Annotated in this window: 16 protein-coding genes and 1 pseudogene; 12 read left to right on the forward strand and 5 right to left on the reverse strand. The window is 53.0% G+C overall.

Going from position 1 to position 16212, the window contains the following annotated elements:
- From BLL38_RS25000 to BLL38_RS25050, 10 genes and pseudogenes are all read left to right on the forward strand, one after another.
- Positions 1-1442: RHS repeat domain-containing protein (locus tag BLL38_RS25000; protein ID WP_139340782.1), on the forward strand; the 1442-nt coding region annotated here is incomplete at its 5' end.
- A 1-nt stretch (position 1443) separates the two neighbouring features.
- Positions 1444-1827, forward strand: coding sequence for a hypothetical protein (locus BLL38_RS25005; RefSeq protein ID WP_076964732.1), 384 nt, complete (start codon positions 1444-1446; stop codon positions 1825-1827).
- Positions 1828-1993: 166 nt separating this feature from the next.
- Positions 1994-2413 carry a hypothetical protein gene (locus BLL38_RS25010; protein WP_076964733.1) on the forward strand — a complete coding sequence of 140 codons (420 nt, stop codon included), beginning with the start codon at positions 1994-1996 and terminating at the stop codon, positions 2411-2413.
- Positions 2414-2648: 235 nt separating this feature from the next.
- The gene (locus tag BLL38_RS25015) at positions 2649-3065 is read left to right on the forward strand and encodes a hypothetical protein (protein ID WP_076964734.1); all 417 of its coding nucleotides are present in this window, start codon (positions 2649-2651) and stop codon (positions 3063-3065) included.
- 81 nt (positions 3066-3146) lie between these two features.
- Complete coding sequence (locus tag BLL38_RS31525) at positions 3147-3962, forward strand: hypothetical protein (protein WP_232243839.1); 816 nt, start codon at positions 3147-3149, stop codon at positions 3960-3962.
- Positions 3963-4054: 92 nt separating this feature from the next.
- Positions 4055-4423, forward strand: a complete 369-nt coding sequence (locus BLL38_RS25025) for a hypothetical protein (RefSeq protein WP_076964735.1) — start codon at positions 4055-4057, stop codon at positions 4421-4423.
- A 233-nt stretch (positions 4424-4656) separates the two neighbouring features.
- A complete protein-coding gene (locus BLL38_RS25030; RefSeq protein WP_076964736.1) occupies positions 4657-5046 on the forward strand; it encodes a hypothetical protein in 390 nt (129 codons plus the stop codon).
- A 1591-nt stretch (positions 5047-6637) separates the two neighbouring features.
- Positions 6638-7057, forward strand: a complete 420-nt coding sequence (locus tag BLL38_RS25040; RefSeq protein WP_076964738.1) for a hypothetical protein — start codon at positions 6638-6640, stop codon at positions 7055-7057.
- A 350-nt stretch (positions 7058-7407) separates the two neighbouring features.
- Entirely contained in the window at positions 7408-7767 is a 360-nt protein-coding gene (locus tag BLL38_RS25045; RefSeq protein WP_076964739.1) for a DUF6124 family protein, read from the forward strand.
- A gap of 22 nt (positions 7768-7789) precedes the next feature.
- A pseudogene (locus BLL38_RS25050) lies at positions 7790-8032 on the forward strand (dihydrofolate reductase family protein); the annotation flags it as partial.
- Positions 8033-8105: 73 nt separating this feature from the next.
- Here the strand turns inward: BLL38_RS25050 and cysS are convergent.
- Positions 8106-9488: a cysteine--tRNA ligase gene (gene cysS / locus BLL38_RS25055; protein ID WP_076964740.1), complete on the reverse strand. Its 1383-nt coding sequence runs from the start codon at positions 9486-9488 to the stop codon at positions 8106-8108.
- Positions 9489-9508: 20 nt separating this feature from the next.
- Entirely contained in the window at positions 9509-11209 is a 1701-nt protein-coding gene (locus BLL38_RS25060; RefSeq protein WP_076964741.1) for a glutamine--tRNA ligase/YqeY domain fusion protein, read from the reverse strand.
- Positions 11210-11459: 250 nt separating this feature from the next.
- On the opposite strand from BLL38_RS25060, the gene BLL38_RS25065 reads away from it, so the two are divergent.
- Together BLL38_RS25065 and lpxH are read left to right on the forward strand one after the other, a co-directional pair.
- Positions 11460-11963 (forward strand): peptidylprolyl isomerase, encoded by a 504-nt coding sequence (locus tag BLL38_RS25065; RefSeq protein ID WP_076964742.1) that lies wholly within the window; start codon positions 11460-11462, stop codon positions 11961-11963.
- Positions 11960-12709: a UDP-2,3-diacylglucosamine diphosphatase gene (lpxH, locus tag BLL38_RS25070; RefSeq protein WP_076964743.1), complete on the forward strand. Its 750-nt coding sequence runs from the start codon at positions 11960-11962 to the stop codon at positions 12707-12709. Before BLL38_RS25065 ends, lpxH begins: the two co-directional genes overlap by 4 nt.
- Positions 12710-12844: 135 nt before the next feature.
- Here lpxH and BLL38_RS25075 read toward each other — a convergent pair whose 3' ends face one another.
- Genes BLL38_RS25075 through BLL38_RS25085 form a run of 3 tightly spaced genes read right to left on the reverse strand, consistent with a single transcriptional unit; the run spans position 12845 to position 16068 of the window.
- Positions 12845-14374, reverse strand: a complete 1530-nt coding sequence (locus BLL38_RS25075) for a DHA2 family efflux MFS transporter permease subunit (protein ID WP_076964744.1) — start codon at positions 14372-14374, stop codon at positions 12845-12847.
- A complete protein-coding gene (locus BLL38_RS25080; protein WP_076964745.1) occupies positions 14374-15576 on the reverse strand; it encodes an HlyD/EmrA/EmrK family protein in 1203 nt (400 codons plus the stop codon). Before BLL38_RS25080 ends, BLL38_RS25075 begins: the two co-directional genes overlap by 1 nt.
- Before the next feature lie 15 nt (positions 15577-15591).
- Positions 15592-16068, reverse strand: coding sequence for a MarR family winged helix-turn-helix transcriptional regulator (locus tag BLL38_RS25085; protein WP_076964746.1), 477 nt, complete (start codon positions 16066-16068; stop codon positions 15592-15594).
- Positions 16069-16212 lie beyond the last annotated feature (144 nt).

Below are 16212 nucleotides of genomic sequence, written 5' to 3' on the forward strand. Positions count from 1 at the left end.
ACGACAAGGGCGGGCACCTTGCCACTGTCGACCTGAATGGCCGGACCCTCACCTCACACCTGTTCCAGGCCGGCCGCGAGCACCAGCGCCAGCAGGGCCAACTGCTCAGCCACTACCACTACGACGACCAGGGCCGCCTGGCCCAACACGAACACGCCCACGGCCTGCGCCGCTACACCTACGACAAAAGCGGCAACCTCACCCGCCGGCTCGACACCCGCCAGGGCCAGCACGACTACCACTACGACCCTCTCGACCGCCTGACCCGCGCCGACCACTCCCAGGCCCCCACCGAACGTTTCACCCACGACCCGGCGGGCAACCTGCTGATGCAAGACCGCCCAGGGCCCGGCATCGTCGTCGGCAACCGCCTATTACTGCAAGGCGACCGGCATTACGACTACGACGCCTTCGGAAACCTCATACGCGAACGCCGTGGCCGCGCGCAGCAGTGGGTCACCGAATACCGCTACGACTGCCAGCACCGCCTGATCGGCGTCACGCAACCGGACGGCAGCCAGGCCAGCTATCGCTATGACCCGTTTGGGCGGCGTATCTGCAAAACCGTGGCGGGCAAAACGACTGAGTTTTTCTGGCAAGGCGACAAGATCATCGCCGAACACACGGCGGGGCAGCATCGCAGTTATCTCTACGAGCCTGACAGCTTCAGGCCGTTGGCTTTGTTGGAAGGGTTTGGTCCGGCCAATACCCAGGCCTTCCACTACCAACTGGACCATCTGGGTACGCCGCAGGAACTGACCAACGCGCAAGGCAAAATCGTCTGGTCCGCCCACTACCTTGCCTACGGGAAAATCACCCGGCTAGACGTGAGCACCGTCGATAATCCACTGCGTTTTCAGGGGCAGTATTTCGACCAGGAAAGCGGGCTGCATTACAACCGGCATCGCTACTACAATCCAGATAATGGCCGCTATTTGACCCCCGACCCGGTGAAGTTGGCGGGTGGGGTGAACGGGTATTTGTATGTGCCCAACCCTACGGGGTGGGTGGATCCGTTGGGGTTGAATACGTGTCCGGGTGGGGATGGGTGTAAGCCAAGCACTGATATTGGAGATCCAGCAAAAAAGAAGGCCAACGCAGGAACACCTTCGGTTTCAGTCGTATCAAACACTACCCCTGAAATGGGCTACCACAAGGAAATCTATGCGAGTAAACCGGTAAAACCAGAAGAAGTCACTCTAAAATGGGGTGAGTTTTTAGGTGATGGCCCCTATACAAACATTCATCCAAGAACTGGAAAACCAGACCCCGACAGGTTAGTTTCTGCAGATGGTACAAGAAGTATTCGTTATGGGCCTCACGAAATGAATAGCAAACCGACCAAGCATCACTACCATGAAGAAACATGGACTTTAGAACTAAAAAACAAAACCATGAACGTCGACAACTCAGTCATCAGAGTACCACTACAGAAGAAATAAAATGATTGTAAAAATACTAAAAATATTTTCTCACGACGACAAACCTTATGTTAATTATGAGACATCTGCCGGATGTGGTGTAGCAACGTGGATAGGCCCGATACCGAAAATCGGAGAGCATATTGATGTTGAATTCGACCTGAATGATATTTTTTGTTGGAAAAATAATATTACCCAATCACCCCAACATGAGGAAAAAATAGAGATCATAGACAGCATTACCTACATAACTGCAGAACTGATCTTAGGGAATGATGATAATTACGCAGCCCTACGCATTGGATCTTCAATAATCCTTATAGACCTGAAAGAAAAACCCGACCATGCTCCAAAATATGTAAACTTAAAAACAACAAGCATTTCACTTTACCCAACAGACGTCTAGACGAGATCCATTCACTTGAAAGTCAATACTTTAATGCGCCCAGTATCGACAGCCTTGTCCAGAACCGGCATATCAGCGATAAAAGTGACGAGCATATTTAATCCGAAATGAAGTTCCGTAAAGATGGAACAGTATTCACACTACCCCCCAGAGGAGGAAGATAAAAATGCTATCCCATCCACTTTCCAGCCATATACCTTTCGATGCAAGCTTGAATTATTTTGTGGGCACTTTTGATATTTATGACCAAGAAGAGAGCAAAGAATTTGAACTATCAAAGTACAACCCAAACAACTCAGAAGATAGAGAAAAACTGATCATCAAATACTGTCTTGATCCAGACGAGCAGCTTTCATACAGACACAGATACACTCTTATGAAAACCTTGAAGCACTCTCTAGACAGCAAAGATTTTAATTTTCACGCTTTCTTTGAGGACAATCATGATGAATATACAAGCATGGCCTGGAATGAAGATGAAATAGAGGATCCTCGAGATTTTTTTGAGGAAATTTATAGATTAGCCAGTGATAAATGGAAAGATGATCTGGACAAAGCCAGCCAGGAAGATCCGTCTAGCTGGTAACGATAAATAGATCCGTCCCTTAGCTCCCCAAAAAAACCTATTGCAGGAACAGTACTACCGTTACTACCCCACAACAGTGAAAGTCAGGGCCATTGTGGCTAAACCATATAGCCAGCAAATTAAACGAACATATAATCGCAGAGCAAAAACCATAATAAAACAAACGAAGCAAAAGTGAGACTCGACAAAAACAATCCTACCCGCCCATTCACCGCATGTCCATATTGAGCACCCTATGCTGACCCCCCCTTTCACAGACAAACCTTTTGAGCCGGCCCTATCATATATATTGGCTGCATTATCAATATACGACCGAGAAGAGACCAAAGGCGAGGCACTTTGGAATTACAACCCTAACAATATAAAAGATAGAGAAACGATCATTAGATCTTTTATTTTAAAAGACCTCATGTACCTGCCCTACCGTCATCGCTACGTATTAATAGCGATACTCAAAGACGCACTGTTAACACCCGGCTTCAATTTTTCCAAAGAATTTGAAAGTGACCATGACGCACACATAACGATGGCTTGGGATGAGACAGAAATAGAGAACCCGCGAGGATTCTTCATGGAAATTTATCGCATTGCAAATGAAGAATGGAAAGATGAACTTCAAAAGGCTAGCCTTGAAGACCAGCATACTTGGTAAATTATTTTTCCTAAAGCCCTTAACCCCTACAACCGACCTTTACACAAAAAAAACACATTAGAGCACATAAAAAAGCCAAATATGAAAAACATGGAAATAAAAATAATCAAGAAAAACAAAATCGAAACCGCGACTATCGAATACGACAAACACACATGCACCTTACATATAACATTCGCCAATCAAACCCATAAGAAATACTCCACCCCTAGTATCTTTCACAGCTTTGGGTTATTACGCAAAGACTTCAGCGACATAAAATTTTTATGCAAAGGCTCAAAAGTCAACGTATTTTACTCTTCATACACAAGACTAAGCGGAGTCGCGCTCCATGAGTCAACATTAGGCGACCCGAACCAAAAATTGGTGCGAATATTCGATCATGAAGAAAACAACCTGACCAACGACATTCAAGAACAAGCTGAATTCCATACCAAGTGGAAAAATTCTTTTCAACCTGACCACCCGATGCCCAGCCACTTTAAGCCCCTTGGAAATATCCGCACAAAAACCATAAAGGCGATCATAGACGGCCAAAAAGTAGACGCGGAGGTAAAATACGACTCTACACGCATGATGTTAGGCTTTTCAGAAGCCGACGATTTCAAAAAAATCTATCGAGAAGCAAACATATATAACTGTTTCGCAAAAATGAGAACCGACCTACCCCATATAGTATTTCTCTGTAAAGGCGCAAAAATAAATGTCAGACCTTCCAGCATGGCCTCGCAGATGGCGGCCGGTTTGGTTGCATATGAGCTGACCTTAGGCAAACACGCCACCCACGAAGATATCGTTCATATATTCGACTACGAAGAACACAATCTGACAAATGACCCGCAAGACCAAGCGACTTTTTATAAGCAATGGTTAATTTCAATAGGTGCGTGCGGATAAACGGGACAAATCTATTTAATCGCGAGTCAATACTGCGATAGATCCGTCCCCTTTATCGGTCCCCTTTATCGAAAAACATCCAGGACCTTAAGATGAAGAAACTTCCCGTTTCAGACGGAACAATAGAAAAACTAATGTGCGATAGAAGCACGCTATCAATAGAGTTTTCAGACTGGCAGGAGCAGCTATGGCTAATAACCTTCCACGAACTAATCGCCTTCCAAGGGATAGGTACGATCGGATCTGAAATATCCGAAATGTACGAAACCACTGACACGCCTCTCTCAGTGGAGGCAACAAGAGTAGATCCAAATGAGACAGGGACTAGTTATTGCTTCACATCCAGTGATGGAGGCGATGTGATTTTTATAGTAATTGCAGGTAGCTATACAGCTGAAAAACTTGACTGCACACAAAACATATACACTACCAAACGTAACAAACGGGACGATTCTATTTGATCGCAAGTCAATGCAATAATAGGTCCGTCCCTTCCCCCCTTACCCAACAAACGTCTAGACGGGAGCTATTTACTTGAAAATCAATACCTTAACGCCCCACTCCCCTTTAACTTGTGCATCTGGATGAAGCCAACCACTAAGGCATGATGCTCGGCAAACGCTTACAGTCGTTATCTGTGCACTTTGTTAAATAGATCCGGCCCATTTATCGGCTCACGAATCGGAGCACCGTGATGAATCATCTAGAAAAAGAATTAGATGAAACTCTAAACACGTTGAACATCGCCTCAAGAAAGCTCAACTCTGAAGAGCTTGAAACATTAATATCCACTTTAACCAAAAAATATTTTAAAACCGAAAAAAATGTACTAGATCCAGTAGATTTCAACGAAAAACACACCGAACACAACCCTGATTTTTGGAAGGAAATACCAGGCCGAATAAAAAAGAACGACCTCATTCTTTTGGTTTTTGAGACTAGTTATAGAGCATGGAAACTCGAAAACGCAAAAGATCTTGCGCTGCTAATAGGCGAAACAACTGGTTATCCGTTCTGGGTCACTGATCATAATCTATCGTTTTTGGTTCATCTGGATGACCATGATTGCGTGCTCTGGGCTTAAACATCAAAGCGAAGTACGGGACAGATCTATTTGATCGCGAGTCGATGCAGTAATAGATCCGCCATTGATCGCCTATCATTCCTGAGTTTGTATGCTTGGATGAAACCATCCACTACGGTGTGATGAGCGTTGATAAAAAGTGACGGACATATTTAATCCCGAGCCAATTAAAAAAGTCCGCCATTAATGCCCCTCTTAACTTGTGCGCCTGGATGAAGCCAACCACTAAGGCGTGATACTCGGCAAACGCTTATAGTCGTCATCTGTGCACTGTGTTAAATAGATCCGCCTTCTTTATCGCCTTAGACGGACTTTTAAAATAAAACGACAGCCAAAACTATCAATAATTCGCGGCTTGCTTTTCACATACAATATAGAAAACACAAAAAATCTGGAAAGAGAGGAAATCATAGTATCAAAAAATGTCAATGACCGAAAAGAACTCTCTGAACTATTCGACACTCTGACAAAGCCTGAATTCTTCACGTATACGAAAGAGGAACAACAATGGTTTATAAATACGATTAGCCACTACCTGTCAATCAACGACACTTTCGACTCCGTTTTTTATCTTTTAGATACTTATTTTGAAGACGAAATAATAGACCAAAGACAGTTCATGGAAGTACTGCTCGAATGCCTTATCCGCTACCACGGAGAGACAACGAAAAATGGATAAACGGGACAACTCTATTTAATCGCGAGTCAATACAGCAGTAAGCTTCCATTGGTCCGCCCACGAGCCATTAATCTCTGCATGAACGGCGGAAAACACTCACGATCAGTGTTCTTGCGCAGCGTTAAACAGATCCGTCCACTTAGTCCGATGGGGCTCACGAAATGAATAGCAAACCGACCAAGCATCACTATCATGAAGAAACCTGAACTTTAGAACTAAAAAACAAAACCATGAACGTCGACAACTCAGTCATCAGAGTACCACTACAGAAGAAATAAAATGATTGTAAAAATACTAAGCATATTTACTTATCGCGACAAACCTTATGTTAATTATGAGATATCTGCCGGATGTGGTGTAGCAGCGTGGATAGGCCCGACGCCGAAAATCGGAGAGCATATTGATGTCGAATTCGACCTGAATGATATTTTTTGTTGGAAAAGTAATATTACCCAATCACCCCGACATGAGAAAAAATAGAGGTCATAGACAGCATTACCTACATAACTGCAGAACTGATCTTAGGGGATGATGATAATTGCGCAGCCCTACGCATTGGGTCTTCAATAATCCTTATAGACCTGAAAGAAAAGCCCGACCATGCTCCAAAATATGTAAATTTAAAAACAAAAAACATTTCACTTTACCCAACAAACATCTAGACGGGAGCTATTCACTTGAAAATCAATACCTTAATACCCCATTCCCCTTTAACTTGTGCATCTGGATGAAGCCAACCACTAAGGCTTGATGCTCGGCAAACACTTACAGTCGTTATCTGTACACCTTGCTAAATAGATCCGCCCCATTTATCCAAAATCTAATTTCAAATGAAGCCATGAACGGTACCGAAATGAAGTTCCGTAAAGATGGAAAGCCATTCACACTACCTCCCAGAGAAAGAAGATAAAAATGCTATTCCATCCACTTTCCATCCATATAGCTTTCGATGCAAGCTTGAATTATTTTGTGGGTATTTTTGATATTTATGACCAAGAAGAGAGCAAAGGAGTTGAACTGTCAAAGTACAACCCAAACAACTCAGAAGATAGAAAAAAATTGATCCTCAAATACTGTCTTGATCCAGACGAGCAGCTTTCATACAGACACAGATACACTCTTATGAAAACCTTGAAGCACTCTCTAGACAGCAAAGATTTTAATTTTCACGCTTTCTTTGAGGACAATCATGATGAATATACAAGCATGGCCTGGAATGAAGATGAAATAGAGGATCCTCGAGATTTTTTTGAGGAAATTTATAGATTAGCCAGTGATAAATGGAAAGACGATCTGGACAAAGCCAGCCAGGAGGACCCATCCACCTGGTAACCCTGGACAAAAAGGAGGATTTATTTAATCGAATTTAAGAAATTCGCCCCCTCCCCCTCAGATTTCTCCGACAGCGTTTTAGGGTTGCCACTCGGAAGACGCCCCAATAATCTTCGGCAGTCGCTGCAAATTCAGCGACCGGGTTTCGCAGCCCGGTTAAACTCTAGACGCACAGCGTCCCCCACAAGATAGCGGGCGCTTTTTTATGCCTGATGTTATGGCGGCTGTGCGCGGGATACCTTCGGGTATGCCGGGTTCCTAGAGTCCCGGTCTGCGAACCTGCGTACAGCTGCCACCCGGTATCGTTTCGCAGCGATGGGTAGTAGCTCCATAACTCTAGGAGCTTTGCCATGATCAAACACAGTCCCAACCCGCCATTAGACTCAACCTCGCTTCACGCGGCTGCTCACCGAGCGATTGACTACTATCTGAACCCTCCTACTGAAACAAAGCGGCCGGCTGAAGACCATGGCATCTTCATCGTGCGCAAAGGAATAGATGCAGAGACGTTGTTGATCAACGCTTCGGAGGACCTTGCGTCGGCTCAAGCACTGGCAACACATTTAGCGTTTGAAATAGACGGCACTGCACGGTGTGTAGCGCTAGGGATATGTCGGATGCTGGAAGGAGTTGAGCTATTGGTGAACAGCGCCATCGTTCAATGTGGAACGGGGGATGAAAAAGGAAGGCCGATTAACCATCCAGATTAATCGGCGATGACCAGTCCGCCATCTCGTCGAGCAACTGGCCGAGCGCGGTATGAAGCACCTCTATATCGATGGCGGCCAGACCATCCAGGCATTTCTTGAAGCAGGCCTGCTCAATGAGTTGATCATCACCCGTATTCCGATTCTGCTAGGTCAGGGAATTCCGTTGTTCGGTCAAATCGGGCATGAATGTGAGCTTCGCCACATCGCCACCTGTACCTCGGACAATGGCTTTGTCCAGAGCCGGTATGCCATCAAGCAGCCTTGACTCACCAAACCACCACAAACAAAAACGCCCCGTACCAGTCGGGGCGTTTTATTCAGTTTGAAGCAATCAGCCGTCAGTCAGCCAAACGCCACGTCGTCCCGCCCTTGCCGTCTTCCAACACCACGCCCATGGCGGTGAGTTGGTCGCGGATGCGGTCGGACTCTGCCCAGTCCTTGTTGGCACGGGCATTCAGGCGGGCCTGGATCAGGGCGTCGACTTGGGCTGCGTCCACACGCCCTTCGGCGCCGGCTTGCAGGAAGTCGTCGGCTTCCATTTGCAGCACGCCCAGCACGCTGGCCAATTCCTTGAGGCGGGCCGCCAGGCCGGCCGCGGCGGCGAGCTCGCTCTCGCGCAGGCGGTTGATCTCGCGGACCATCTCGAACAGCACCGCGCAGGCTTCGGGGGTGCCGAAGTCGTCGTTCATCACCGTGGTGAAGCGTTCAACAAATGCCTCGCCACCGGCCGGCGCCACCACCGGCAGGCCTTTCAACGCGTGGTAGAACCGTTCCAGGGCGCCCTTGGCGTCCTTGAGGTTGTCTTCCGAGTAGTTGATGGCGCTGCGGTAATGACTCGATACCAGCAGGTAACGCACAACCTCTGGGTGATACTTTTCCAGCACGTCGCGGATGGTGAAGAAGTTGTTCAAGGACTTGGACATCTTCTCGCCATTGATGCGAATCATGCCGCAATGCATCCACGCATTGGCGTAGGTCTTGCCGGTGGCCGCTTCGCTTTGGGCGATTTCGTTTTCGTGGTGGGGGAACTCAAGATCGCTACCGCCGCCATGAATGTCAAAGGTCTCGCCCAGGCAGCAGGTGGACATCACCGAGCATTCGATGTGCCAGCCCGGACGCCCGGCGCCCCAGGGCGATTCCCAGCTCGGCTCGCCGGGCTTGGTGGCCTTCCACAGCACGAAGTCCAGCGGGTCTTGCTTGGCTTCGTCGACTTCGATGCGGGCGCCGATGCGCAGGTCTTCGATTTTCTTGCGCGACAGCTTGCCGTAGCCCATGAACTTGGCGACGCGGTAGTACACGTCGCCATTGCCCGGGGCGTAGGCGTAGCCCTTGTCGATCAAGGTCTGGATCATCGCGTGCATGCCAGGGATATGGTCCGTGGCGCGTGGTTCCATGTCTGGCTTGAGGATATTGAGGCGCGCCTCGTCCTCATGCATGGCGGCGATCATGCGCTCGGTCAGCGCGTCGAACGACTCGCCGTTTTCATTGGCGCGGTTGATGATCTTGTCGTCGATGTCGGTGATGTTGCGCACATAGGTCAAGTCATAGCCGCTGAAACGCAACCAGCGGGTCACCAGGTCAAAGGCAACCATGCTGCGGCCGTGGCCGATGTGGCAATAGTCGTACACGGTCATGCCGCACACGTACATGCGCACCTTGTTGCCATCCAGCGGCTTGAAGACTTCTTTGCTCTTGCTGAGCGTGTTGTAGATCGTTAGCACGACGAATCCTTAAGACTGAATCACTGGCCCCACGAATCACGCAAGGTCACGGTACGGTTGAATACCGGCTGACCAGGTTTCGAGTCCTTGATATCCGCGCAGAAGTAGCCTTCGCGCTCGAACTGGAAACGGTCTTCCGGCTGTGCGTCGCCCAAAGACGGTTCGGCACGACAACCGGTCAGCACTTGCAGGGAGTCAGGGTTGATGTTGTCCAGGAAGCTGGCGCTGTCTTCGGCCTTCTCGGGGTTGGCCGAACGGAACAGACGATCGTACAGGCGCACTTCGCACTCGATGCTGGCCGCCGCCGGCACCCAGTGCACCACGCCTTTGACCTTACGGCCTTCCGGGTTCTTGCCCAGGGTGTCTGGATCGTAGGAGCAACGCAGTTCGACGATGTTGCCCTCGGCGTCCTTGATCGCTTCATCGGCGCGGATCACGTAGCTGCCGCGCAGGCGCACTTCGCCGTTCGGCTCCAGGCGCTTGTAGCCCTTGGGCGGCGCTTCCATGAAGTCATCGCGGTCGATGTAGATTTCACGAGCGAACGGCAGCTTGCGCACGCCCAGCTCTTCTTTCTGTGGATGGCGCGGCAGTTCGAGGTGCTCGACCTGGCCTTCTGGGTAGTTGGTGATCACGACTTTCAACGGACGCAGCACGCACATGGCGCGCGGTGCGTTCGCGTCGAGGTCCTGGCGGATGCTGAACTCAAGCATGCCGTAGTCAACCACACCGTCGGAGCGGTTGGTGCCGACCATCTCGCAGAAGTTGCGGATCGAGGCCGGGGTGTAACCGCGACGGCGGAAGCCCGACAGGGTCGACATGCGTGGGTCATCCCAGCCGAACACGTGCTTTTCATCGACCAGTTGCTTGAGCTTGCGCTTGCTGGTGATGGTGTAGTTCAGGTTCAGGCGGCTGAACTCGTACTGATGCGGGTGCGCCGGCACCGGCAGGCTGTCGAGGAACCATTCGTACAGCGGGCGATGGCTTTCAAACTCCAGGGTGCAGATGGAGTGGGTGATGCCTTCGATGGCGTCCGACTGACCGTGGGTGAAATCGTAGTTGGGATAGATGCACCACTTGTCACCGGTCTGGTGGTGATGGGCGTGGCGGATGCGGTACATGATCGGGTCGCGCAGGTTCATGTTCGGCGAGGCCATGTCGATCTTGGCCCGCAGTACGCGGGCGCCGTCCGGGAACTCGCCGTCGCGCATGCGGGTGAACCAGTCCAGGTTCTCTTCTACCGAACGCTCGCGGAACGGGCTGTTCTTGCCAGGCTCAGTCAGGCTGCCGCGGTATTCCTTGGCCTGCTCCGGGGTCAGGTCGTCGACATAGGCCTTGCCGGCCTTGATCAGCTCCACGGCCCAGTCGAACAACTGGTCGAAATACTTGGAGGCATAGCGCACTTCACCGGACCATTCAAAGCCCAGCCACTTGATGTCGCTTTCGATGGCGTCGATGTATTCCTGGTCTTCCTTGGCCGGGTTGGTGTCGTCGAAACGCAGGTGCGTGACGCCACCGAACTCCTGGGCCAAGCCGAAGTTCACACAAATCGACTTGGCATGGCCGATGTGCAGGTAACCGTTGGGCTCAGGCGGGAAACGGGTGACGATCTGCGTGTGCTTGCCCGAATCCAGGTCCGCCTGGATGATCGGGCGCAGGAAATTGACCGGGACGGCAGGTCCGGCCTTGGAATTCGAGGTAGGGTCGACAGTGGGCTTGCTCATAGGATCCTTGAACAGACGAAGTACGTGGCCCGAAGTAGGGCCGATAAAACAAAGGGCTTATCATAGCCGAACCTGTCAACCGCCTGACAGAGCACGACCAAAAACTGCTGCTTTAATTACCCGGGCGGTAAAAAACCACCTCGAAATTCCTGACGGGCACGCTAAACTGCGCGCCTTGGTCGCAGTTTAGCCAACCCGGTTGGGTGCCCAGGCGTCCGAACCCACGAATTCCCTGAAAAGAGTAATGAACATGACTCAAGTCAAACTGACCACCAACCACGGTGACATCGTCATCGAGCTGAACGCCGAGAAAGCGCCGACCACCGTCGCCAACTTCATCGAATACGTTAAAGCCGGCCACTACGAAAACACCGTTTTCCACCGTGTCATCGGCAACTTCATGATCCAGGGCGGCGGTTTCGAGCCCGGCATGAAAGAAAAGAAAGACAAGCGTCCAAGCATCCAGAACGAAGCGGACAACGGTCTTTCCAACGACAAGTACACTGTCGCCATGGCCCGTACCATGGAGCCGCATTCGGCCTCCGCGCAGTTCTTCATCAACGTGGCCGACAACGGTTTCCTGAACCACAGCGCCAAGACCGTACAGGGTTGGGGTTACGCGGTATTCGGTAAAGTCACCGAAGGCACCGACGTCGTGGACAAGATCAAGGGTGTTTCCACCACCATGAAGTCCGGCCACCAGGACGTACCCGCAGACGACGTGATCATCGAGAAAGCCGAGATCATTGCGTGATATTGCTGATTTCAGATTTGCATCTGGAAGAGGAGCGCCCGGACATTACCCGGGCGTTTCTGGATTTACTCCACGGCCGCGCCCGTGGCGCGCAAGCGTTGTACATCCTCGGGGACTTTTTCGAAGCCTGGATTGGCGACGATGGCATGACCCCGTTCCAGCGTTCGATATGCGCGGCTCTACGTGAGCTGAGCGACAGCGGCACCCAAATATTCCTGATGCACGGCAACCGCGATTTCCTGATCGGCAAGGCGTTCTGCAAAGCAGCAGGCGCGACCTTGCTCAAGGACCCCAGCGTCGTGCAGATGTATGGCGAGCCCGTGCTGTTGATGCACGGCGACAGCCTGTGTACCCGCGACCTCGGCTATATGAAGCTGCGACGCATCCTGCGTAACCCCGTCGTGCTGTTTATCCTGCGTCACCTGCCCTTGCGCACCCGCCATAGACTGGCGCGCAAGCTGCGCAGTGAAAGCCGTGCCCAGACGCGCATGAAGGCCAACGACATTGTCGATGTGACGCCCGAGGAAGTGCCACGGGTGATGCAGGCCTTCGGCGTACGGACCCTGGTCCACGGCCACACCCACCGCCCGGCCATCCACAAATTGCAGATTGGCGAACAGGCGGCCAAGCGCATCGTGCTCGGGGATTGGGACAAGCAGGGATGGGCGTTGCAGGTGGATGAGCAAGGGTTTCAACTGGCGGCGTTTGACTTCGTCAATCCGCAGTTAGCGTTGCCTGGCGCATAACCCCAGGCACAACACCGATCAACATGTGGGAGCTGGCTTGCCTGCGATGGCATCACCTCGATGTAACTGATGCACCGAGGTGTCTGCATCGCAGGCAAGCCAGCTCCCACATGTTGATTGCATTGCCCTGCAAGATCAGTGACCTGACGCCGCCGGCCCCGCCTTCGCCATAAACGGCGGCCTGGCCAGCCACACCAGCAGGATCAAGCCCATGAACATCCACCCCAGCAGCGTGAAGTAATCCACGGTGGACATCATGTACGCCTGGCTGGTGAGGATCTGGTCCAGTTGCGCATAGGCCTTGTGGCCGGCGCCGCCCAGGGTGTCCAGTGCATCGCGGGTGGCCGAGTCGTACACACTCATGCTCTCGTTCATGTAGGCATGGTGCTGGTCCGCCCGGCGAATCCAGATCCAGGTGGTCAGCGATGCGGCAAAGCTGCCACCCAGGGTCCGCAGGAAGGTCGCCAGGCCAGCGCCGTCGGCGATCTGGTGCGGTGGCAGGTCGGACATCAGGATGCTCAAGGTCGGCATGAAGAACAGCGCCACACCGATGCCCATGAACAGCTGCACCATGGCGATGTGCTGGAAGTCCACTTCATGGGTGAAGCTGGCGCGCATAAAGCAGCTCAGGCCCATCGCCAGGAATGCCAGGCCGGCCAGCAGGCGCAGGTCTAACCTGTGCGCATACTTGCCGACAAACGGCGACATCAACACCGGCAGGATGCCGATCGGCGCCACCGCCAGCCCGGCCCAGGTGGCGGTGTAGCCCATCTGTGTCTGCAGCCATTGCGGCAGGATCAGGTTGATCCCGAAGAACCCGGCGTAGCCCAGCACCAGCACAATGGTGCCAATACGGAAGTTGCGGTGGGCAAACAGGCGCAGGTTGACCACCGGGTGTTTGTCGGTCATTTCCCAGATCACGAACACCGCCAGGGCGATCACCGAGATAGCTGTACCGATGAGGATGAAATTGGACTCGAACCAGTCCAGGTCATTGCCCTTGTCGAGGATGATCTGCAAGGCACCGACCCCGACGATCAGGCTTAGCAGCCCGACATAGTCCATCGGCTGGTGGCTGGTGACCACCGGGCGTTTCTTGAGCTGCGCACGCACCACCATCACCGCAAAAATCCCGATGGGCACGTTGATAAAGAAGATCCACGGCCAGCTGTAGCTGTCGGTAATCCAGCCGCCGAGGATGGGCCCGGCAATCGGCGCGACCACCGTGACCATCGCCAGCAATGCCAGGGCCATGCCGCGCCTGGCCGGTGGGTACACCGCGATCAGCAGGGTCTGGGTCATCGGGTACAACGGGCCCGCCACCAGGCCTTGCAGGACCCGGAAGCCGATCAGCTCGGGCATCGAAGTGGAGACACCGCACAGGAACGAGGCCAGCACAAACAACAGGGTGGCCCATAAAAACAGCTTCACCTCGCCAAAACGCCGGCTCAACCAGCCGGTCAGCGGCAGCGCGATGGCATTGCTTACGGCAAATGAGGTGATGACCCAAGTGCCCTGCTCCGAACTCACCCCCAGGTTGCCGGAGATGGTCGGCAACGCCACGTTGGCGATGGTGGTGTCGAGCACCTGCATAAAGGTCGCCAGGGACAGGCCAATGGTGGCCATCAGCAAGCTGGGCGGCGTGAAGGAAGCGTTATGGCTCATCAGCGTTGTGCTGCCTTGGGCGCGGCCACGCTGTTGTCATGGATCAACCGGGTGATCATCGCGTCGGCCTCGGCCAACTGGCGGTCATACACCGGGGTACTGAACGATGCTTTTTGCGGCGGCTGTTGCGCCAGCACCGGGCCGCTTTGGTCGTGCAGGTTGACGTTCACCAGGGTCGACAAGCCCACCCGCAACGGGTGCTGGGCCAACTCCTGGGCATTGATATGAATACGCACCGGCACCCGTTGCACGATCTTGATCCAGTTACCGGTGGCGTTCTGCGCCGGCAGCAGGGCAAAGGCGCTACCGGTGCCAGCACCGAGGCTGTCGATGGTGCCGCTGTATTTCACATCGCTGCCATAGAGGTCGGTCTCGATATCCACTGGCTGGCCGATCCGCATATTGCGCAGTTGGGTTTCCTTGAAGTTGGCATCGATCCACAGTTGGTCCAGGGGAATCACTGCCATCAACGCAGTCCCTGGCTCAACCCGCTGGCCCAGTTGCACAGTGCGCTTGGCCACGTAGCCGGTGACCGGTGCAATCAGGGTGCTGCGCGCATAGGCCAGGTAGGCCTGGCGCAGTTGCGCGGCAGCGGCCTGCACATCCGGGTGGGACGAAATCACCGTGTCATCCACCAACGCGGTGGAGGTATTGAGCTGCTGTTGCAGGTTGGCCAGTGAGTTGCTCGCCGCGCTCAGGGCGTCGCGGGCATGGGACAGTTCTTCCAGGGAAATCGCCCCACCCTGTGCCAGGATTCGGCGGCGGTTGAAGTTGTCCTGGGCGGTTTGCACCTGGGCTTTTTGCGCCAGCACCTGGGCCTTCATGCCATCCACATTGCTGTACAGGCCGCGCACCTGGCGCACCGTGCGCGCCAGGTTGGCCTGGGCACTTTGCAGGCCGACGGCTGCGTCGTTGGGGTCGAAGTTGATCAGCACCTGGCCTTCATGGACCAGGTCGCCATCGTCGGCACCAATGCTGACCACGGTGCCGGTGACCAACGGGGTGATTTCCACCACGTTGCCGTTGACGTAGGCATCGTCGGTGCTCTCGCTCCAGCGGCCATACAGCGTGTACCAACCCCACACGCCCACGACGCCGAGCACGACGAGCAGCGCCAGGCCCAGCAACAGGACTTTGCGTTGGCGCGGGTTGCTGTCGTTGGGTTGGGGTTCAGCGGTGTTGTTTGTTTGGGCAGTCGCCATGACCAGTACCTCGGGTTAATCAGTACGCCCTACGCGCTGGAGCGTGATGGGATCACCTGCCGCGATAAGGATTTTTTTGAGGATGTGTTCCAGGGTCTGCAACTCGCCGGGCTCCAGCGCGCCGGCCAGTTGGTTAAGGGCCTGGGCGCCGATGTGCGGCAGCCTGTCCGCCAGGCGTTGGCCGGCGGCAGTGAGCACCAGTTGCACCTGGCGTCGGTCCTGTTCGGAACGCTTACGCGCCAGCAGGTCTTTTTGCTCCAGGCGGTCGAGCATGCGGGTCATCGAGCCGCTGTCCAGGGACAGGTGGCGGCACAGTTCCGCCGGGGTGTCGACGCCAAACTGGGCCATGATGATCAACACCTTGAACTGCGCGGCGGTGATGCCGTGGGGTTCCATATGGGTGTCGATGATGCGGTCCTTGAGAATCGCGGCGCGGCCCAGCAACAGGCCTAAATGGCAGTTATGAAAGTTTTCCGGGGTGAAGTGTGCCATCGAAAGTCACCTTATTACTGCCTAGGCAGCCAATATGTGACGAAATATTACTGCTTAGGCAGCGAATGTCAAACAAATAGTTAGGTTGCTTGGTAACTGGCCGGCAGTGCCAATAGCGATGTCACCTTTATCGCGAACTACCTG

The sequence above is a fragment of the Pseudomonas gessardii genome, from assembly GCF_001983165.1.
GTDB classification, from domain to species: Bacteria; Pseudomonadota; Gammaproteobacteria; order Pseudomonadales; family Pseudomonadaceae; genus Aquipseudomonas; species Aquipseudomonas gessardii.